This window comes from Idiomarina loihiensis L2TR, from assembly GCF_000008465.1.
GTDB lineage: Bacteria > Pseudomonadota > Gammaproteobacteria > Enterobacterales > Alteromonadaceae > Idiomarina > Idiomarina loihiensis.
The window spans coordinates 232,362-252,607 of the sequence record NC_006512.1 but is presented as its reverse complement, the minus strand read 5'-3'; the positions used below and the strand labels follow the sequence as shown (position 1 = coordinate 252,607).

23 protein-coding genes are annotated in these 20,246 nt (G+C 48.7%); 10 read left to right on the top strand and 13 right to left on the bottom strand.

Going from position 1 to position 20,246, the window contains the following annotated elements; translation table 11 throughout:
• Nucleotides 1-137: 137 nt before the first annotated feature.
• Genes gpmI through IL_RS01165 form a run of 3 tightly spaced genes read left to right on the top strand, consistent with a single transcriptional unit; the run spans nt 138 to nt 3,577 of the window.
• Nucleotides 138-1,673: a 2,3-bisphosphoglycerate-independent phosphoglycerate mutase gene (gene gpmI / locus IL_RS01175; protein ID WP_011233496.1), complete on the top strand. Its 1,536-nt coding sequence runs from the start codon at nt 138-140 to the stop codon at nt 1,671-1,673.
• A gap of 3 nt (nt 1,674-1,676) precedes the next feature.
• Complete coding sequence (locus IL_RS01170) at nt 1,677-2,822, top strand: murein hydrolase activator EnvC family protein (RefSeq protein ID WP_011233495.1); 1,146 nt, start codon at nt 1,677-1,679, stop codon at nt 2,820-2,822.
• Complete coding sequence (locus IL_RS01165) at nt 2,822-3,577, top strand: divergent polysaccharide deacetylase family protein (RefSeq protein WP_011233494.1); 756 nt, start codon at nt 2,822-2,824, stop codon at nt 3,575-3,577. The genes IL_RS01170 and IL_RS01165 overlap by 1 nt, the downstream gene beginning before the upstream one ends.
• Here IL_RS01165 and IL_RS13585 read toward each other — a convergent pair.
• From IL_RS13585 to ftsY, 5 genes are all read right to left on the bottom strand, one after another.
• A complete protein-coding gene (locus tag IL_RS13585; protein WP_011233493.1) occupies nt 3,534-3,791 on the bottom strand; it encodes a YkgJ family cysteine cluster protein in 258 nt (85 codons plus the stop codon). The genes IL_RS01165 and IL_RS13585 overlap by 44 nt on opposite strands.
• Complete coding sequence (gene rpoH, locus IL_RS01160; protein WP_011233492.1) at nt 3,792-4,652, bottom strand: RNA polymerase sigma factor RpoH; 861 nt, start codon at nt 4,650-4,652, stop codon at nt 3,792-3,794.
• Between the two features lie 145 nt (nt 4,653-4,797).
• Complete coding sequence (gene ftsX / locus IL_RS01155; protein ID WP_011233491.1) at nt 4,798-5,787, bottom strand: permease-like cell division protein FtsX; 990 nt, start codon at nt 5,785-5,787, stop codon at nt 4,798-4,800.
• Nucleotides 5,784-6,461, bottom strand: a complete 678-nt coding sequence (gene ftsE / locus IL_RS01150; protein WP_011233490.1) for a cell division ATP-binding protein FtsE — start codon at nt 6,459-6,461, stop codon at nt 5,784-5,786. The genes ftsX and ftsE overlap by 4 nt, the downstream gene beginning before the upstream one ends.
• A gap of 2 nt (nt 6,462-6,463) precedes the next feature.
• Complete coding sequence (ftsY, locus tag IL_RS01145) at nt 6,464-7,813, bottom strand: signal recognition particle-docking protein FtsY (protein ID WP_011233489.1); 1,350 nt, start codon at nt 7,811-7,813, stop codon at nt 6,464-6,466.
• A gap of 103 nt (nt 7,814-7,916) precedes the next feature.
• Between ftsY and rsmD the strand changes: the two genes are divergently transcribed.
• Nucleotides 7,917-8,498 carry a 16S rRNA (guanine(966)-N(2))-methyltransferase RsmD gene (gene rsmD, locus IL_RS01140; RefSeq protein WP_011233488.1) on the top strand — a complete coding sequence of 194 codons (582 nt, stop codon included), beginning with the start codon at nt 7,917-7,919 and terminating at the stop codon, nt 8,496-8,498.
• Nucleotides 8,495-8,797 (top strand): membrane protein, encoded by a 303-nt coding sequence (locus IL_RS01135; RefSeq protein WP_011233487.1) that lies wholly within the window; start codon nt 8,495-8,497, stop codon nt 8,795-8,797. The genes rsmD and IL_RS01135 overlap by 4 nt, the downstream gene beginning before the upstream one ends.
• Here the strand turns inward: IL_RS01135 and IL_RS01130 are convergent.
• Nucleotides 8,745-9,353, bottom strand: coding sequence for a YjaG family protein (locus IL_RS01130; protein ID WP_011233486.1), 609 nt, complete (start codon nt 9,351-9,353; stop codon nt 8,745-8,747). The genes IL_RS01135 and IL_RS01130 overlap by 53 nt on opposite strands.
• A 62-nt stretch (nt 9,354-9,415) precedes the next feature.
• Between IL_RS01130 and IL_RS01125 the strand changes: the two genes are divergently transcribed.
• Complete coding sequence (locus IL_RS01125) at nt 9,416-10,375, top strand: threonine ammonia-lyase (RefSeq protein WP_011233485.1); 960 nt, start codon at nt 9,416-9,418, stop codon at nt 10,373-10,375.
• Between the two features lie 18 nt (nt 10,376-10,393).
• Here IL_RS01125 and IL_RS01120 read toward each other — a convergent pair whose 3' ends face one another.
• From IL_RS01120 to IL_RS01105, 4 genes are all read right to left on the bottom strand, one after another.
• Nucleotides 10,394-10,825, bottom strand: coding sequence for a VOC family protein (locus tag IL_RS01120; RefSeq protein ID WP_011233484.1), 432 nt, complete (start codon nt 10,823-10,825; stop codon nt 10,394-10,396).
• 29 nt (nt 10,826-10,854) lie between these two features.
• A complete protein-coding gene (locus IL_RS01115) occupies nt 10,855-11,085 on the bottom strand; it encodes a hypothetical protein (protein WP_050731324.1) in 231 nt (76 codons plus the stop codon).
• Between the two features lie 214 nt (nt 11,086-11,299).
• Entirely contained in the window at nt 11,300-12,472 is a 1,173-nt protein-coding gene (locus IL_RS01110; protein ID WP_011233482.1) for a cystathionine gamma-synthase, read from the bottom strand.
• 28 nt (nt 12,473-12,500) lie between these two features.
• Nucleotides 12,501-13,466, bottom strand: coding sequence for a PLP-dependent cysteine synthase family protein (locus IL_RS01105; protein WP_011233481.1), 966 nt, complete (start codon nt 13,464-13,466; stop codon nt 12,501-12,503).
• Nucleotides 13,467-13,594: 128 nt separating this feature from the next.
• Between IL_RS01105 and ltaE the strand changes: the two genes are divergently transcribed.
• Nucleotides 13,595-14,617, top strand: a complete 1,023-nt coding sequence (gene ltaE / locus IL_RS01100; protein WP_011233480.1) for a low-specificity L-threonine aldolase — start codon at nt 13,595-13,597, stop codon at nt 14,615-14,617.
• A gap of 116 nt (nt 14,618-14,733) precedes the next feature.
• Here the strand turns inward: ltaE and IL_RS01095 are convergent, their stop codons facing one another.
• The 3 genes from IL_RS01095 to IL_RS01085 all read right to left on the bottom strand — a co-directional run bounded on the left by IL_RS01095 (nt 14,734) and on the right by IL_RS01085 (nt 17,016).
• Nucleotides 14,734-15,072 carry a hypothetical protein gene (locus IL_RS01095; protein WP_011233479.1) on the bottom strand — a complete coding sequence of 113 codons (339 nt, stop codon included), beginning with the start codon at nt 15,070-15,072 and terminating at the stop codon, nt 14,734-14,736.
• A gap of 29 nt (nt 15,073-15,101) precedes the next feature.
• Complete coding sequence (locus IL_RS01090; RefSeq protein WP_016341255.1) at nt 15,102-15,383, bottom strand: hypothetical protein; 282 nt, start codon at nt 15,381-15,383, stop codon at nt 15,102-15,104.
• An 85-nt stretch (nt 15,384-15,468) separates the two neighbouring features.
• Complete coding sequence (locus IL_RS01085) at nt 15,469-17,016, bottom strand: YifB family Mg chelatase-like AAA ATPase (RefSeq protein WP_011233478.1); 1,548 nt, start codon at nt 17,014-17,016, stop codon at nt 15,469-15,471.
• Nucleotides 17,017-17,247: 231 nt separating this feature from the next.
• Between IL_RS01085 and IL_RS01080 the strand changes: the two genes are divergently transcribed.
• Genes IL_RS01080 through IL_RS01070 form a run of 3 tightly spaced genes read left to right on the top strand, consistent with a single transcriptional unit; the run spans nt 17,248 to nt 20,225 of the window.
• Entirely contained in the window at nt 17,248-17,577 is a 330-nt protein-coding gene (locus IL_RS01080; RefSeq protein ID WP_237699333.1) for a hypothetical protein, read from the top strand.
• A 49-nt stretch (nt 17,578-17,626) separates the two neighbouring features.
• Complete coding sequence (locus tag IL_RS01075; RefSeq protein ID WP_011233476.1) at nt 17,627-19,711, top strand: protein-disulfide reductase DsbD family protein; 2,085 nt, start codon at nt 17,627-17,629, stop codon at nt 19,709-19,711.
• Complete coding sequence (locus tag IL_RS01070) at nt 19,701-20,225, top strand: protein disulfide oxidoreductase (RefSeq protein ID WP_011233475.1); 525 nt, start codon at nt 19,701-19,703, stop codon at nt 20,223-20,225. Before IL_RS01075 ends, IL_RS01070 begins: the two co-directional genes overlap by 11 nt.
• Nucleotides 20,226-20,246 lie beyond the last annotated feature (21 nt).

The following is a 20,246-nucleotide window of genomic DNA, read 5'->3' as shown; positions in this document are numbered from 1 at the left end:
AAAAGAGTTGCGGGTCAAGAGTATACCTGTACAAATCGCAGTTTCCAGAAAAATCTTGGGTGGATGCGTAAGCTCTGGAAATCGAGTAGAATGTTGGCTAATTTCATCTGTGAAAACACCGAGCAATGAGGCCCATTATGACTCCTACGATAAAACCTTTGGTATTGTTGATTCTGGATGGCTGGGGTTACCGTGAAGATGCACCTGATAATGCGATAGCCAAAGCGAATACTCCGGTTATGGATCGTTTATGGGAAAAATACCCGCATTGTTTGGTCGATGGCTCCGGTGGCGCAGTTGGTTTACCTGACGGCCAAATGGGTAATTCCGAAGTCGGTCACGTTAATTTAGGCGCTGGCCGCATTGTTTATCAGGACTTTACCCGCATTAGCAAAGCCATTTCTGACCGCAGTTTTTTCAGTAACACGATACTTTGCGACGCCCTGAAAAAAGCCAAAGCTGCTAAGGGTGCAGTCCATATTATGGGGTTGCTCTCTGCCGGCGGTGTTCACAGCCACGAAGACCATCTGGTCGCAATGATAGAAATGGCGGTTGAGCAAGGCGCAGAAGACGTTTACCTGCATGCTTTCTTAGATGGTCGTGATACACCACCGAAATCGGCACTGCCTTCCATTGAACGTTTTGAAGCTTTATTTGCACGTTTAGGCAAAGGTCGTTTCGCCACCTTAAGTGGCCGCTTCTTCGCCATGGACAGAGACAAGCGCTGGGAGCGCATTGAACAGTCTTACAAAGCGGTTTATCACGGTCTTTCAGGGGTAACATCTGCCAACGCAACAGACGCAGTAGAAAACGCCTATGAACGCGGGGAAACCGATGAGTTTGTCACTCCGGTAGTTATTGGTCAGCCTGCTCCAATTGCTAATGGCGATTCCGTATTTTTTATGAACTTCCGTGCTGACCGTGCCCGTGAAATGACTCAAGCCTTCGTCGACAAAGACTTCGACGGTTTTGATCGTGGCTCGCGCGCTGACATTAGCGAATTCGTTATGCTGACCCAATATGCCGATACCTTAGAAGCGCCCAGCGCCTTCCCACCCGAGCCTTTGAATAATGTTCTGGGTGAATGGCTTGCTAAGCATGATAAAACTCAGCTGCGCATTTCCGAGACCGAAAAATACGCACACGTTACTTTCTTTTTCAGTGGCGGACGCGAGCAGGAATTTGAAGGCGAAAAGCGTGTTCTTATTCCTTCACCTAAAGTTAAAACCTACGACTTACAGCCAGAAATGAGCTCAGAACAACTTACCGACGAGTTGGTTGCAGCCATTGAGTCTCAGGCCTTTGATGTTGTGATTTGCAACTACCCGAACGGTGACATGGTTGGACATACTGGTAATTTTGATGCCGCCGTTAAAGCTTGTGAAGCCGTTGATCATAGTGTCGGACGAGTGGTTTCGGCATTAGAAGCTGTTGGTGGTGAATGTCTGATAACGGCAGACCATGGCAACGCAGAGCAAATGAGTGACGCCACTACCGGGCAGGCACATACCGCTCATACGAACGAACTTGTGCCTTTTATTTATGTGGGCCGACCGGCTAAAGCCCGAAATGGACGCCTGTCAGACGTTGCACCGACCATACTGCATTTAATTGGCATGGAGCAGCCGGACGAAATGACCGGTACGTCGCTAATGACGTTAGAACAGGATTAACTTATGCCAATAAGGCTGTTTTGGGCAGTGGCGCTGGGGCTGGTTGTTATCAGCCCCGGTTTAGCGCAGGACTATAGCGAGGATGATAAAGCCTCGACTCAAGCCGAAATTGCAGCGGTTAAAGAGGAACTGGCTAAGCGTTTGCAGGCTATAGAAGAGCGAAGCAGTGCACTAAACTCAACTGAACGACAACTGCGTGATCTGGAAATAAAAACCTCAGAAATAGCCGGCTCTTTGCGCCAGACCGAAACCGAACTTAAAGAAATTACTGCAGAAATAGCTGACTCAGAACAACGCCGCGAAGAGCTTAAGCAAAAACAAAAGCAGCAGATGACACAACTGGAAGATCAGCTGGTTTCCGCTTATATGAACGGTAAACACGACTTTCTGAAAATGCTGTTAAACCAGCAAGACCCTGGCCAGTTTGAAAGAATGTTGAGCTATTACCAATACATGAATGCCGCCAGAGTTGAAGAGATTGAAGTTATTCGGCGCACTCAGGAAGAAATTGCCACGCTGACAGAACAACTTAAGCAGCAACAAAACCAGTTAGCGAGCTTACAGGCCGAACAACAAGAACAACGCGCACAACTGGAGCAGCAGCAACACCGGCAGGAAGAGAAGTTAGCAGAGCTGCAACAACTGCAACGTAAAGACCGGTCCCGGGTGAATCAACTGGAGCAAAGCCGGGAGCAATTAGAGCAGGTATTAAGTGCCATTGAAACCGCGCTTGCTCAGCAAAAAGACGTTCGTCTAGTTGGCCTGCAGGCAGTCAAGAATCAACTTCGCTGGCCAAGTGACGGAGATGTGAAACGCTTGTTTGGACAACGCCGCGAAGGTCCGCTTGAATGGAAAGGTGTGCTCATTGAAGGACAAAACGGCCAACCGGTCCGCTCTATTGCTAACGGCCGCGTGGTATATGCAGACTGGCTGCGAGGCTTTGGTTTAGTCATCGTTATTGACCACGGTGAGAGTTATATGAGCTTATATGGCCACAACCAGACATTAACAAAAGCGGTTGGCGATAAAGTCCGTAAGGACGAAGAAATTGCACTGATGGGTCAGTCTGGTTCACGTAATAGTGCGGCACTTTACTTTGAAATTCGCCATCAGGGGCGTCCACAAAACCCAAGTAACTGGATACGCTGATGTTGAAGCTTGTACTTTCTTTGGGTTTACTGGTGTGCCTGATGACGCCAGCTTATGCCTCTAAGATAGCCATTGTTATCGATGATATAGGCAATAATAAAAACGATTTAAAAGCAGCTCTGCTACCTGGTAATATCAGTTTCGCAGTGCTGCCCTATACCCCTTATGCCCGCGCCTTCGCCTTACGCGGCCATCATCAGAAAAAACAGATATTACTGCATATGCCAATGGAAGCCGTTGAAAATAACCGCCCGGGTCCCGGTGTGGTTACGGCAGATATGAACAATGCACAGATCAAACTGCAACTGGTTGATGCCCTGGACTCAATACCTTACGTTACTGGTGTCAATAATCATATGGGCAGCAAGTTAACTCAGCTACACATGCCAATGCAGGCAGTGATGGAAACATTAGCCTCCCGCAAACTCTTTTTTATTGATAGCCGGACATCTGAGTTCAGCGTTGCAGAACAAATGGCGGGAGAATTTGGCGTACGGACATCGCACAGACATGTGTTTCTTGATAACCAGGTTGATGAGCCCTATTTACAGCAGCAATTTGAGCAACTGCTGAGTATAGCCAAACGTCAGGGACAAGCCATAGGTATTGGACATCCTTACCCGGAAACCCTGAGCTTTTTGCAAAAGCAACTACCGCAATTACAAGAACAGGGTATTGAGTTGGTATTCGTATCTGAGTTAACCACTGTGGCTAACCGCAATGGGTATCTTCTTCCAGTGACGTCAGCAAAATAAGCGCTTCGTCGCGAGTTTCACCACAAACATAGTCATCGGCAGAAAACTCGCCACACACTTTCGGCCGCTCTGGCTTCCCGAATAAACGACACAAATTATCATCATCGAGTTGAACACAACGCACACCCGCCGGTTTGCCGTTAGGCATACCGGGGATGGGAGAACTAATTGAGGGGGCTATGCAGCAAGCGCCGCAGCCAATGCGGCACTTCATTTAGCTCATTGCGAGACGAAGTTTTTTCATCGCGTTTTGTTCGAGCTGGCGAACACGCTCTGCCGAGACTTCGTATTTTTCTGCCAGGTCATGCAGCGTCGTTTTGTCTTCCGATAACCAGCGAGACTGGACGATATCCTGACTACGCTCATCTAAGTGACTCATTGCACCCAGCAGTTTCTGCTGTGTGTGGTTTTCGTAGTCTTTCGCTTCAATTTCTGCAGCTAAGTCGGAGCGCTTGTCTTCCAGGTACATCGCCGGAGAGTAGGCACTGCCCTCTTTCGAGTCATCGTCGTCTGAACTCAGTTCAAACGCTTGATCGTGAGCGCTCATGCGAGTTTCCATTTCCAGCACTTCTTTAGTACTGACACCCAACTCGTTAGCTACCGTTTCAACTTCTTTCTGGCTAAACCAACCTAAACGCTTTTTCATTTTACGCAGGTTAAAGAACAACTTACGCTGTGCTTTAGTGGTTGCCACTTTAACAACGCGCCAGTTACGCAGCACGTACTCATGAATTTCTGCTTTTATCCAGTGAACAGCAAAAGATACCAGACGCACACCAACCGATGGGTCAAAGCGTTTCACGGCCTTCATTAGGCCAATATTGCCTTCCTGAATTAAATCGGCTTGCGGCAGACCATAACCCGAATAACTACGAGCTACATGTACCACAAAACGGAGATGCGACATGATGAGTTCTTTCGCTGCATCAAGGTCACTGTTCTCGTATAATCTTGTTGCCAACGCCTTTTCTTTTTCGGCGGTGAGCATAGGAATACGGTTGACTGACTGAATATAGCCGTCGAGTCCTGCCCCTTGGGGAACCGATAATGCCATAGTGTTTAATTCAGTGCTCATTTAACAACCTCTACTTAAAATACCGACTTAATTACTGCTTTTTCAGTCAGCTTTTAAGACCCTTTTTGAGTCTAAAAGTTCCATTATGATCATTGCAGATCAGGTAATTCAGTATAACTAAGCCTATGGCTTTCGCAACCCCATTTTATTCTGGTTCTATGCTTTGTATATGACGTCTTACAGCTAAGTAAGAACCTGCTAAACCTAATCCCACAGCGACCAACCATATAATCAACAGCTCGCCTAACGTCAGACCATTTAATTGGAAAGGCGTTTCGTAAAGTTCAGTTAAATCTACTACGGCGCTCTCGACCCACCAGATCAGTAACGCGGTTGCCAACCAGGCAACCAGCCCGCCAATAATGCCGTACCAGACACCGGTGTATAAAAAAGGACGCTGAATAAAAGCGTTAGTCGCGCCGACCAGTTTCATCACCATAATTTCGTCACGTTTGGACAGTATATTTAACCGAATGGTGTTCCCTACAATAAGCACCACCGACAAACACAGCACCACAGCCAGCGCTCCAAGAATATCTTCAATTAAATTGAGAATTCCCTGTAGTCGGTTAAGCCATTCCAGGTCCATTTTCGCGTAAGCGACTTCGCGTTGTTTTTCCAGCCGGTTGAGCAATTCCTCGGCCCGCTGGGGCGATCGATGCGACTCAGCCGGAATAACGACCAACACGTCCGGCAGCGGGTTTGATGACAGGTAATCCAGTGTTTCACCAAAGCCCGACTCTTTCTTAAACTCTTCCAACCCCTGCTCTTTTGGAATAAGGCGCACTGACTCAACACCTTCGGAGAGTTCCGTTTGCGTTTTTAATGTATCGACTTCAGATTGCTGCAGATCCTTCCTTAAAAACAAGGTAACTTCAGAGGCTTCCTGCCAATTATCAGCAATACTGGTAGTATTTTTGACTAACACGTAAAGTGACGACGGTAGCGTCAGACTCAGCCCCAGTACCGCCATGGTCATAAGAGAAGCAAAAGGATTACGCCACAACTCGCCTAAACTCGCAATGGCCTGCTGGGCATGATGCACAGGAACCATAACGAGTCTGCGCCACCAGGGTAAGCGCCCGCGATTACTGGCACCTTTTTCAATGCTGCGGTTGCGGAACAATAAACTCATAGTTCACTGTCCTCCAGACCATCGTTAATCATACGTCCGTCTTTTAAAGTGAGCGTGCGATAGCGTAGGCGCGCAATAAGGCCTAAATCGTGAGTGGCAATGAGGACAGCAACACCCACTTTATTAAATTCCTCAAACAGCCGGATAATTTCCATCGACAGCTTAGGATCGAGGTTACCGGTGGGCTCATCGGCCAGTAGCAAAGGCGGTTTGGTCACAATAGCGCGGGCAATACCCACTCGTTGCTGCTCACCACCGGATAACATTTTCGGATAATGTTTTACTTTGTCGGCTATACCCACTTTCTCCAGCGCAGCCACGACACGCTTGCGCGCCTCCTGAACACTGTAGCCTTCAATAATCAACGGCAGCGCAACGTTATCAAATACAGTTTTATCCATCAGCAAGCGGTGATCCTGAAAAATCATGCCAATGTCACGGCGCACATAAGGCACTTGCGATGGCTTAATTTTTCGCAAATCGTGCCCGTTAATCAGCACCCGGCCTGCGGTTGGTCTTTCCATTAAACTGATGAGTTTGAGCAAGGTACTTTTACCCGCGCCGGAATGACCCGTTAAAAAAGCCATTTCACCGGGCTCTACGTGAAAGTCGACATGGCTAAGCGCCTGATGGCCTCCACGATAGGTTTTACTGACTTGCTCAAAGCGGATCATGATTAACTCGCTGTTGTCTGTTCTGATTCATCTACGTTACGGTCAAATAGCGCCGCGATAAAGTCCTTTGCCACAAAAGGCCGTAAATCTTCTAAGCTTTCGCCCACACCAATATAGCGAATAGGAATAGCGAACTGGTCTGCGACCGCGAAAATCACCCCGCCTTTTGCGGTGCCGTCAAGCTTAGTCATCACAATACCCGAAACGCCCACAGCCTCGGTAAAGAGTTTTGCCTGACTAATAGCATTCTGTCCGGTACCAGCGTCAAGCGTCAGCATCACTTCGTGCGGTGCTTCCGGATCCAGCTTTTTCATTACCCGAACCAGCTTTTTCAGTTCTTCCATTAAGTTGGCTTTATTTTGCAGGCGTCCGGCGGTGTCCGCAATAAGCACATCAACGTCTCGAGCTTTAGCAGCCTGCAGCGCGTCATACAGAACAGAAGCGCTGTCGGCTCCGGTATGCTGAGCAATAACCGGAATGTCGTTACGCTCGCCCCACACCTGAAGCTGTTCTACCGCCGCCGCACGGAAAGTATCGCCGGCGGCCAGCATTACCGACTTACCTTCAGCTTTAAACTGCTTAGCCAGCTTGCCAATAGTGGTGGTTTTGCCCACACCGTTTACGCCGGTCATTAGAATCACATAAGGCGAGTCAGATTCCGGTATCTCCAGACGCTTATCGACTGGTTTTAAAATCTCGGCTAACTGCTCTTGTAACAGCTCATACAAAGCTTCCGCGTCTTTTAACTGCTTGCGGTCAGCTTGTTTTGTCAGATTATCAATAATTTTGGTGGTGGTCGCGACACCCAAATCTGCCATTAATAGCTGAGTTTCGAGTTCTTCAAACAGGTCGTCATCAATTTTCTTACCACGGAATACGCCAATAAGACCTGAACCGATAGAACCGGAAGTTCTGCGTAAACCTTGGGTCAGACGTGCCCAGAAACCTTTCTTCTCACCCTTCTCTTTCGGTGCGACTTCGGTTGGTTCTGGTTTATGTTCTGGCTTATGTTCAGGTTTAGCTTCGGATTTAGTTTCTGATTCTGGCTCTGGTTCAGCTGTGGGCTCAGGCTCGTTAACCACTTCTGGTTGAGCTGCTTCTTTCGCTTCCGGAGCAGTTTTTGCAGCATGCGATTCAGCAGTAACTTGCGCACAGTCGTCAACTGCACTGGGCAATTCTTCGCGTGTCTCGGTTCTTTCTGGTTTCGGCTCGTCCTGAGGCTTAGATTCAGGCTCAGCTTCTGGTTCAGGCTCTTGCTGCTCCTGTTCTTCTACTACTGCATCTTCTTTTTTCTCTTCGGCCTCGGGTGCTTTCTTATTACGCTTTTTCTTAAACAGCGAAAACATCGACATATTGGTTTCCTTGGAACTGACACGCAGGAATCGTTAAACTATAGGCTTTAGTTTACCATGCTGTTAACAAACTGACGACGGTCTGAATAAAGGAAGCCACAGAGTGAGACAAAAACGCCAGACAAGCGCCAGCGGCGACTATCGGATTATTGGCGGAAAATGGCGCGGTCGTCGCCTTCCCGTTGCCGACAGCCCGGGTTTACGTCCCACCACGGACCGCGTACGCGAAACTCTGTTTAACTGGCTGCAGTGGGACATTACTGACGCCCGGGTGCTGGACTTATTTGCCGGCAGTGGCAGCTTAGGTTTCGAGGCTGCGTCGCGTGGAGCGGCTCAAGTGACCCTGATAGAGGCCGTAAAAACGGTAAGCCTGCAGTTACAGAATAATGTCACCTTGTTAAGCAGCGAAAACATTGATGTTATTACTCATAACGCACTCGACTGGCTGCAAACTGAATCCGCTGAAGCCTACGACATGGTTTTTATTGACCCGCCGTTTCGCGAAGGTCTGGCTGATAAAACATTAAAACTACTGGATGAAAGCAACTGGCTGGCAGCCGACAATCAGGTGTATCTGGAAACAGAAAAAGAGTGGCCTTTGAAATTACCGGCAAACTGGCGTGTGTTCAAAGAGAAAACTCACGGACAAGTTTGCTTTCGCTTACTGACGAAGGACATAGCATGAAAGTTATTATTATTGCGGGCAAAGTGGTTTTTGCCGTTATCTGGCTGGGTCTTTTTGCTCTGCTTGCAGGAGCTAACGGCGAGCTCAGCACTCAGTCCATTGGTTTGCTGAGCTTATTATTAGCCATTATGGTTATTACTCACTTGCTGCTGCTTGGTATTTTTGTTGCCACTATGAAAGAAGCCTTTCCCTGGCGCAAAGGCGACAGCTGGCAAATTCTGGCCTTTGGCATTTTCGCCTGGCTGTCTATTCTTCAGCGTCCAAAGCCAGACCAAGGTTCGACACCCCCTCGTCGTTAAGCATCATTTTTAACTGGCTTACCAAAGCTCTGTTTACCGCAGGCTGTTGTTCAAGAAAGTTGATCATAGCCTGCTGAATCGCAACTTCGTATTCCATTAATTCATGGTTCTGAACGTGTTCTTTTAACTGCTCGGTACCCACTTCTTCGGCGTCATTTAATTCAATAAATTTCGCCACACTGGCTTGTGATATTTTTGCCACATCCAGAAAGTTAGATCCGTTATCGTCCAGCAGCCCCTGCAACAACGTACTCAACGCCGTGCAGGCATCCATTGCCGGGTAGACACCCAGCATATCGTGCCCGTATTCACTGGGCGTTTGCTCGTCGACTTTTTCCTGCCAGCGGGCAAAGTTAATCTTCGTTTTCTTCGGGTTCGCGACCCAGTCCCAGCAGGCATTTAGCGTGCCGTGCAAAGGTTTACTGTCGCCAAAGCCGGTTAACTGATGGAAGAAGTCGTAATTAGGAACCATGCGTTCGCACAAATATAACGCTATAACAATTTGCTGTTCACGCGGCAGTTCGCGTATGCGCTGAAAGGTATCGAGTTGACTCACGTTCCGGCTCCAGACAGTGTATGCTTATCACTGTGTCGTTTTATTCGTTAAGGGCTCGTATTATGCCGAAGTTATCGCTCCCCTGCCATGCCGATGTCGTACAAGCGCAGCAAAGAATTAATAGCTATACCGTCAAGACCCCTGTGCTGACAAACCCTGCGTTAAATCAGCAATTGGGCTGCGAATTATTTTTCAAATGCGAGAATTTGCAACGTACCGGGGCCTTTAAGTTCCGTGGTGCCACTAACGCGCTACTTAAGCTTAGCCCGGAGCAGCGCCAGCAAGGGGTTATCACCGTGTCTTCCGGCAATCATGGTGCGGCATTAGCCCATGCAGGTAAAGCTTTGGGTGTAAAAGTAAAAGTGGGTGTACCCATTAATGCTCCCGCAATAAAACGGCAAAATATTGAAGCCGGTGGTGCGGAAACTACCGACATAGAACCCGGTATGGCAGCGCGTGAAGCCATTGTGGCCAAGTGGCAAAAGGAAGGTAAAAGTCACTTTATACCGCCTTATGATCATGCCGACATTATTGCCGGTCAGGGCACAGCAACACTTGAGTTACTGGAGCAAACTGACGCACTGGATGCTGTAATCACGCCACTGGGTGGTGGGGGCTTGCTTTCAGGAGCTTGTCTTGCCTGCGACGGTACCGAAATACAAGTGTTCGGTGCGGAGCCGGAATTAGCGAATGATGCTTTCTTGTCATTAAAAGCCGGAGAGCGGCAACCGGCGTTACCCGCGAAAAGCCTGTGCGATGGCTTACTGACTCAAATCGGTGAATTGCCGTTTGCCATTATTCAGCAACGTATCTGCGGTATCTTAGTCTTGAAGGATGAAGACACCCTAAGCGCCATGAAGCTGATTTGGCATCATCTGAAAATTATTGTGGAACCGTCGTCTGCTATCGCTTTAGCTGCGGTTATACAAAATAAGTCGCTATTTGAAGGTAAACGAGTGGGGTTGGTGCTGAGCGGTGGTAATGTTGCAGCGCAGCCGGAAGATATAAAGCTGCGCCAGTAGTCGAGCCTATATCAAAACTTAGGTTGCGAAGATTTGACTGTCGTCGTTGAAGGTCTTGAATTCTAGCGCATTACCGCAGTAATCGTAGAAAAACATGGTGCCCTGCTCGCCTGGCTTACCTTTAAAGCGAATGTAGGGTTCTATGACAAACTCAATATCCGCAGCTTTCACACGTTCTGCCAACGCTTCCCAGTCGTCACGTAATAAGACAACGCCAAAATGTGGAACAGGAACCGAATGACCATCAACGCCGCTGTGATTTTTTAAACCGGCAACATTGGGTGCTACATGAGTCACAAACTGGTGACCAAAGAAGTTCCAGTCTATCCATTCGTCACTGCTGCGTCCCTGTGACAGCCCAAGCACATCGCCATAAAACGCACGGGCATTATCGAGTGAGCTGACAGGAATGGCTAAATGAAAGGGTCGTACATTAGTTGTGTCTGACATACTGCTAAATTGCCTTGCTCTTTAGCCACTTAATGGCTGAGCTTTGCCGTTATGTTTTGTGGTGTACTGGTTTGCGGCGAACGACGCCACATTCTGACACCAATAGCGAACACAAGAAGCGCCCAGTTTACCGGTGGAATGAAACCGGCGGTTAATACCGCTAACAAATTCCATAGTGGTTTTTTCTGATGCTGGCCCACTAAAGTATAAAACAATAGAGCGGCTACGAGTCCTTGGAGTACCATGAGGCTCAATAGCATAAGTCTTTCCTTTTCGTTATTTAAAAAACGTCTTTGCGTTTCTGTTTTTTGTTCTAAATCAGCTTTTACTCGCAAGTAATTACTGATAGATAAAGACTACTCAATTATGACTAAACTGTAAAACTTTGTATAAGTCTATGAAATTAAAAGTAAAAAACCGACCCAAAGGCCGGTTTTACATATTAAATATTGAATTTTTAATCGTTAATAGCGATTAAAATGCATTAAGCGCGTTGTCTAAGTCGGCTTTAAGATCATCCAGATCTTCAATACCAACAGACACCCGCACGAAGTTATCCAGAATGCCTAACTTCTCACGATTCTCTTTTGGAACCGATGCGTGAGTCATAATAGCCGGGTGCTCAATCAGCGATTCAACGCCGCCCAGGCTTTCCGCCAGAGCAAACACTTCTACCGACTCCAGGAATTTGCGCGCCGCTTCTAAATCACCTTTCAGTAAAATAGAAATCATGCCGCCAAAGCCCTGCATCTGCTTTTTAGCCAACTCGTGCTGAGGATGGCTTTCAAGTCCCGGGTAAATGACTTTTTCCACTTTCGGGTGTTGCTCAAGCCACTTAGCTAATTCCATTGCCGCTTCGTTGTGATGACGCATACGCAATGCCAACGTCTTCACGCCGCGCAGTGCCAGGTATGAGTCAAACGGACCGGCAATAGCACCTGCTGAGTTCTGTAAGAACAGCATACGCTCAACCAGGTCGTCATTGTCGCCCACAACAGCAATACCGCCGACCATATCAGAGTGACCATTGAGGTATTTGGTTGCCGAATGCATAACCATGTCTGCGCCCATCTCCAGCGGACGCTGGTTAAACGGCGTAGCGAAGGTGTTGTCCACCACCACAATAATGTCCGGGTTCTTTTTCTTCGCCAGTTTAACGATGGCTTCAATGTCGACCAGTTTCAGCATCGGGTTGCTTGGCGTCTCGACCCAAATCATGCGGGTGTTGTCCTGAATGCTGGCTTCCACTGCGCTTAAGTCAGCTAAGTCGACATAAGAGAATTTCAGGCCAGCAGAGCGTCCGCGCACTTTATCGAATAAGCGGAAGCTACCGCCGTATAAATCGTCCATAGCAACGATGTGATCGCCGCTGTCCAGCAGTTCAAGAATGGTCGAGGTTGCTGCCATGCCAGACGCAAAAGCCAGCCCTTGCTTGCCACCTTCCAGCGATGCAACCGAACGTTCCCAGGCAAAACGCGTGGGGTTGTGTGAGCGTGAATACTCAAAACCTTTGTGTTGGCCCGGGCTTTCCTGAGCATAGGTAGAGCTGGTAAAAATAGGAGGCATTACCGCACCGGTAACAGGCTCCGGAGACTGCCCGCCGTGAATGGCGCGCGTCGCGAATTTCATCGTTTTTTCATTTGCCATGATTCGGTTCCTTAATTTACAACAAGTATTACAGCAGGTTTTGCTCACGCATCCAGTCGTCGTTGAACAGCTTGGACAAGTAACGGTTACCCGTATCACAAGCTAGCGTCACAACGCGTTTTGGCTCGGTTTGTTGTTGGCAATAACGCAGCGCCGCTGCAATTAAAGTTCCGCTTGATGAACCGACCATAACGCCTTCTTTTTCCAGTACTTTACGCGCGGTTTGCATGCCTTCCTTATCAGAAATGGCAAATGCAGTATTGGCTAATTTAATATCACAAATGGTCGGGATAAAATCTTCACCAATGCCTTCGGCCAACCAGCTACCAGCTTCCACTTCTTCGTTACGGTTAACCAATGGTTCTAAAATAGAGCCTGCCGGATCAGCCAATACTAAGTCGATATCGCTTTTTTGTTCGCGTAAATAACGGCCAACACCGGTTAAGGTTCCGCCAGAGCCAACACCACAAACGAACGCATCCAGTTTACCTTCCATTTGTTCCCAAATTTCCGGACCTGTGGTTTTGTAGTGAGCATCGACGTTTGCCGGATTCTCAAACTGGTTAACATAGTAATAACCGTTCTCTTCCGCCATGCGCGCTGCCATATCCTGATAATACTCAGGGTGGCCTTTTTGTACGTCGGAGCGCGTCTGTACCACTTCGGCACCCATAGCGCGCAGGTTGTTTACTTTCTCCTGGCTCATTTTGTCCGGCATAACAATTTTCAGCGGATAACCTTTGCTCGCCGCCACTAACGCCAGACCCAGCCCGGTATTACCGGCAGTCGCTTCAATAATGGTATCGCCCGGCTTTAATTTGCCTTGCTTTTCAGCCTGTTCAACCATTTCCACCGCAATACGGTCTTTAATTGAGCCGCCCGGGTTCTGCAGCTCGAGTTTTAAATACAGCTCGCACGGGCCGGTGTCCATATTGGTAACGCGCACCATTGGCGTGTTGCCGACCATTTCCATTACATTATTAAAAACTTTCATATTGGCTCGCTTTGTTGTCGAGTGTCTGGTTCAATATTAGGCCATTATCCCTTGACTGAGCTCGCTAAACAACCTTGCGCTTAGAACCGGATGATAGTTGTTATAACTAACCCCAAAATGAGGCTGTTATGCTGGATTTACGCAGTGATACCGTAACCCTTCCCAGCGCTGCAATGCGCACTGCAATCGCCGAGGCTACCGTCGGCGATGATGTCTATGGTGAAGACCCGTCAATTAACGCACTGGAAAAGCGGGTGGCAGAGTTGCTGGGTAAAGAAGATGCTTTGCTGTGCAGCTCGGGTACCCAAAGTAACTTGCTGGGGTTAATGAGCCACTGTCGTAACGGCGAAGAGTACATTGTCGGTCAGGAGTATCACACATACCGCTACGAAGCCGGAGGCGCTGCAGTTTTAGGCAGCATAGTGCCACAGACGGTAGAAGTAGAAGCCGATGGCACCTTGTCGCTTGAAACTATTGAAAAGCGTATAAAACCCAACGACCCGCACTTTCCCATTACCCGCTTGCTGGCCTTTGAAAATACCCACGGCGGGCAGTTAATAGACCAGGCCTATTTTGATAAAGCCCGTATTCTGGCCGATCAAAATGGTTTGTCGATGCATTTAGACGGCGCGCGCTTGCCCAACGCCGTTGTTGCCAGCGGCCGCAGCATGGCGGAACTCGCCGCGCCTTTCGACAGCGTGTCTCTATGTTGTTCAAAAGGTCTTGGTGCGCCTATTGGTTCACTGCTGGCAGGCTCAAAAGAATTAATTGCCCACGCTCGACGTTGGCGCAAAATGGTCGGCGGCGGTATGCGTCAGGCCGGGTTTGTTGCCGTAGCCATTGATTACGCGTTAACGCATCAGTTTGAGCGTATACAGCAGGACCACGACAACGCGAAATGGTTGTTTGAACAACTTTCTGAGTTGCTGGCAGGTACCGAAGCCAAAGTCCGCTATTCCGGTACCAACATGACCTTTGTCGAGCTATCGGACAGTTTACCGGCGGACAGCTTGCGGGAACTGATGACTGAGAATGATATTAAACTGCCCAGCGGCCAAAAGCTGCGGTTGGTATGCCATCTGGATGTCAGCCGTGAACAGCTGGAACGTTTTGTCGAATTGTTCAAACAGTGGCTTATTCGCGAGCACTGAGGTTGCTGGCTTCGTAGCCTGACGTTCACGTCAGGTGGGGGGTCAAGCTAACCACCAAAAGTTATTTTACCTCTTGGCATAGACAGGCAAATCGCACCTGACGCAATAGCGTCAGGCTACCCTTCTTCGGCTTCTTTATCTTCTGGGCCCTTGATTTCCATGACCTGAGCTCTTTGCTTCAGAACTTTCTTTTCCGATGCCACAAATCGCTTCAGGAGTTGCCTAATTAGCGGTTGGTATCCCAAGTTATAATGCTCTGCGATGGTCTTCAAATCGTCGATGAGCTCTTCTTCCATACGAATAGATATAGGCCGCAGTCGCACAGACTGATTGATTGCATCTTCAATTGCCTGGTCAAATCCCACACGTTCTACATAAGCTTCTTCTTGACCTAATTCACCACTATCCCATTTTTCATCTTGCTCAACCGCTTCTCTGATATCTTCTTTTTTCATACGACTCTCCAATTCATGCCGGGATATTTTTAGCTTCCATACTTTTCATAGATTTTTTGCTCTAACGAATTAGCTTCATAAGCAGTCTTTATATAGATAACTCCGTTAGAATGAATGAAGCAAACTTTTAGCTTTACCCCGTTATCTGTCTCGGATACAAACCATTGAGTAGGTGGAATGGTGCCATGCTTCTCTCTTTGATCTTTCAAGAAGCCACCTTGTCTATTTGCAAAAGCCTCTCTGATCATGCTTTCTGAGACGTTATGCTTGTTCTTTAGTTTTTCCCTAACTTTATCGCTAATTTCCAGCACAACTCCTCCATTGAATTGTAGCGTAATACATCTGTATATACAAAAGGCTCATAAATAAATTGGGACCGAACCTGATGCGGCAGCATCATAAGCTCTGCACCTGCTCGATAAGCCGATCCAACGCACGATAATTCAATGCCTCTGCCAGATGCTGTTGTTCTATTTTTTTGCTGTCGGCTAAATCGGCAATGGTTCGGGCTAAACGAAGTGTTCGGTGATAGGCCCGATGCGACAATTTCATTTTCTCGGCCGCTTTTGCCAAAAAAGCTTCGCTTTGTTCAGACAAAAAACATATCTGCTTTAACACTTTTGGTTTTAACTCGCTGTTTAAGCAACCTTGTCGCATTAGTTGGCGATGCCGAGCTTTCTCGACTAAGCTTTTTGCTTGTAATGAGGTCATGGGCTGAGTCTTGTGCTTAGTTGCCCCCTTTAAACTCATAGACTCGCTCTCTCGGGGCACCATCACCTGTATATCAATACGATCTAACAGCGGTCCTGAGAGTTTACTTAAGTATTTTAAGATTTGATCCGGGGTAGAACGGCAGTTAGCTAAGGAGCCATCGAATTGACCGCAGGGCGAAGGGTTCAGCGCGCAAACCAGCTGAAAGTTAGCCGGGAATTTGACGTTGTATCCTGCACGACTAATGGTAATTTCACCGCTTCCGAGTGGTTCACGTAAGCAGTCCAATACATGTCGACTGAACTCGGGCATCTCATCTAAAAACAATAACCCGTTGTTTGCTAAGGATATTTCTCCCGGACGAACAGAATTACCCGCTCCACCTCCCACAAGCGCAGCGGCTGTACAGGTATGGTGCGGATTTCGCAGCTCGCGCCGTGTTAACGCCTCCGCATGATGGTAATCAAAAGACACCGACTTCACCGCAGCAATTTCCATGGCTTCCTGCTCGGTCAGTGGAGGTAATATGCCATTAAGCCGTTGCGCAAGCATGGTTTTTCCCGTACCTGGCGGCCCGACGAACAACAAGTGGTGCTTACCGGCCGCCGACAACAACAAAGCTCGTTTTGCCTGCTCCTGCCCAACCACGTCGGCTAAGTCGCCATCATGGTTCGATGATTCCTTTGCCCAATTTATCGGCTTTGATTCCCTCAGTGGCTGGTGATCGTGCAAATGTTCATAAACACTGACCAAATCGGCCGACAACCAGCTCTTTTGTTCACGTACTAACCCGGCTTCCTGCTCGTTAGCAATAGGCACAAACGCCTGCCGCTTTTTATTACGACACGCCAATAAGGCTGGGATTAAACCATTCACAGCCCGCAACTCGCCGGTTAACGCCAGCTCACCATAGAATTCTGCTTGCTCTAAAATACTGTCCGGTATTTGTCCCGAAGCCGCCAATATCCCCACCGCTATGGCCAAATCATAACGCGCCCCGGTTTTGGGGATATCCGCTGGCGCCAAATTCACTGTAATACGCGTGGCTGGCGGGTATTCAAATCCCGCGTTCATCAAGGCGGTTTTGACCCGATCACGAGCCTCCTTAACCGTGGTTGCCGGCATGCCGACCATAGTAAAGCCTGGCATTCCCCTTGCCAGATCCACTTCAACCCGAATTTCCGGCGCATGAATACCTATCAATGCCCGGGTATAAACTCGCGCTAACGCCATCTGTCTCTCCGTGACTAAACAACGGCGTAACTATAAGCCTTGGGGAAATTCCTGTCTGTAAGCTAAACACTTCAAGCAACGACCGATATCATTCCTTCTCTCACTTGCTTTTATACCCACTTCTGTCATCATCTTGCCTTAATTAAGAGTAAACCGAATAACCAAGGGTCACCAAAAGCCATGTTCCACCAACTGAATCAACAGTGTCGAAAAGGTCGGTATATAGCACCATTGCTATTCCTGGTTTTTATGCTGTGTTGGGGACAAAACTTTGGTTGGCTGGAAGGCTGTCCTAAGCATCAGGCTGCACCCGCGGCTGAACAGCTTGTAGGAAGCCATGCGGACCTGGAAGCAAAACACGAAGGCGCCGAAGCCGACTGCGACAAGACAACGCACTTATTGCAACAATTCAAGTCAGACATAACCTACGCGGCACTGTCTTTCTTTGTTCTTCTGACTTTGGCGCTGAAAGCCACTGTGAACAAGCAATTAGCGCCTCCCCTCTTTTTCTTTTCCTGTAAAAGGCGACCCCACGCCGTATTTTGTTGCTTTCTGGAGTAAGGCTTCCAACAGGTTTTTACCTTTGGAATACTAACTTCAGGAGTAATGTATGAATAAAATTTTACCGTTATGGCTCGTATCGCTTATTGCTGCGCTGCTGATTTACAGCGCGCAAAGCCTAGCAGAAACGCCGTCTACCGGTTGGCTGAGTCATGAAGATCATCCACCGGTGTCGGTGAAGCTAGAACTGACCGGCCACTATGAAGCTGAGCGCAACCTACTACCCGCCCTGCTGCATGTTGAGCTGGATGAAGGCTGGAAAACCTACTGGCGTTCACCCGGCGAAGGCGGCATACCGCCAACCTTTGACTGGGCTAAATCAGCCAATATTAACGATATTGAGTGGCACTGGCCGGTGCCCTCGCGCTACAGCATTCAGGGTATTGATACCGTTGGGTATCAGGGATCGTTGACCTTTCCGTTAATGGTACAACTAAGCCCCGATGCCCGGCAGGCAAACATTAGCGGTACACTGACTATGTCGTCCTGTACCACCGTTTGTGTGTTAACGGACTACCCAATTGACTTGCACGTTGATCTGGACACCCTGACCGTCGACAGTGATCGCGCGTTTGCCTTTAATCAGGCCACGGGCAAGGTGCCTCGCGAATACGACAGCAATAACGTGAAGCAGGCTATTTGGTCCGACGCCAACCAGCGCGTTCAATTGACCATAGAGCGTGACAGTGGCTGGCAAAACCCACAGCTGTTTATACACAGCAACGACGAGACTTTGGCCGACGCAGAGTTTTCATCACCAGATATTCAGGTGGAAAGCAATTCGCTCACGGCGAATGTTGACGTTAGTCACTGGCTGGATCTGCCGGACCTAAACGGCGCTGAACTTATAGCGACAGTCAGTGATGAAAAGTTTGCCGCTGAATATAAGATTCAGCTAACCGCAGGCACTATTGCTAATAACGCACCGCCGCTGTGGGCCATTTTACTTATGGCATTAGCTGGTGGGCTTATTTTGAACATTATGCCTTGCGTGTTGCCGGTACTGGGTTTGAAAGTTCAGAGCCTGATGCTGTCAGGAGTACAAGAACCGAAGGTCGTGCGTAAGCAGTTTTTCGCGTCGTCATTAGGTATTATCAGCTCGTTTCTGGTCATTGCCCTGGGGCTTATGGCGCTTCGCTGGTCAGGCGGTTCTGTCGGCTGGGGTATTCAATTTCAGAACCCTTACTTTATTGCCGCACTCGTGGCTATTACCTGGCTGTTCGCACTGAACTTAATGGGCGCCTTTGAGTTTAAATTGCCGTCTTCTTTGAGTACCAGTGCCGCAACCGCCGGCGATGACAGCTACAAAGGGCACTTCCTGCAAGGCATGCTGGCCACCGTTTTGGCAACACCTTGTACAGCGCCTTTTTTAGGCACCGCAGTGGCCTTTGCATTAGCTGCTGAGTCATCGGTTATTCTGCTGATTTTTGCCGCGCTTGGGGTTGGTATGGCGCTACCCTGGTTACTTATAGCCGTGTTCCCGAGAACCGCAAAATTACTGCCCAAACCCGGTCGCTGGATGCAGTGGGTGAAACCCGTTTTCGCCATTATGATGCTGGCAACCACGGTCTGGCTGACAACCTTGCTGAAAAACTTTATCGGCAACGAGTTATTCCTGGCGCTAACCGTCGGTTTATCGGTTCTGACATTGGTGATTATTGGTAAAGTGCATGGCCGTAAGGCGCTGTTTTTATCCATTGGTGGCTTTCTGGTATTAGCTGCCGTTGTCGGTACGACGTTAATTCTTACCGCAGACCGTTGGGTCAACAAACTACCGCAGGACCACCAATGGCAGCCACTAACCCAGCAACGTATTGATGAAGCCGTTGCCAATGGCCAAACCGTGTTTGTGGATGTGACCGCAGACTGGTGTGTGACCTGCCAGGCCAATAAAGTCGGCGTATTACTGCAAGACCCGGTATTTACAGCCTTAGGTAAGGAGCACGTCACCCGCCTGCGCGGCGACTGGACCAAAGCCAACGAGAGCATTACCCAATACTTAAAGGCAAACAATACCTTTGGTGTGCCCTTTAACAAAGTTTACGGACCCGGCGCTCCGGACGGTATAACCCTGCCCGTAGTACTCAGTAAAGATAAAGTTATGGACGCGCTGGAGGATGCTCGTGAGCAATAGCAAAGTGAAGCCGTCATGGGCAAAGCGGCTACGAACCGCAGCGCTTTATATTGTGCTGTTCTCGGTCGTCGCTTTCGTAGTCGATGCCTTTCGTAATAGTGACGTGCCGGAGTCTGTTCCGCCGGAGCTGTCGTCACTAACGGACATAAACGGCGAGCAATATAACTTACGCGAGATGAGTAAGGTCAGCCCGGTTGTGCTGTATTTCTGGGCAACCTGGTGCCCTGTTTGCCCGGCGGTATCGCCTACGGTTGATTACGTTGGCAACCACTACCCGACCATTAGCGTGGCACTGCGCTCTGGCGACAACCACAAGCTGACGCGCTACGCGCAGGCGAAAGGGTATGAGTTCCCTATTGTTAACGACAACCTCAACCGCGTCTCAAATGGCTGGCAGGTATCTGCCACGCCAACCATCATCATTATTGAAAACGGTGACATTGTTTCGGCGACAACCGGAGTCACAACACCTCCCGGTTTGTTTATTCGTCTTTGGTTTCACCAGTTTTTTTGAAGTAACTCATTTTTAAGTAGG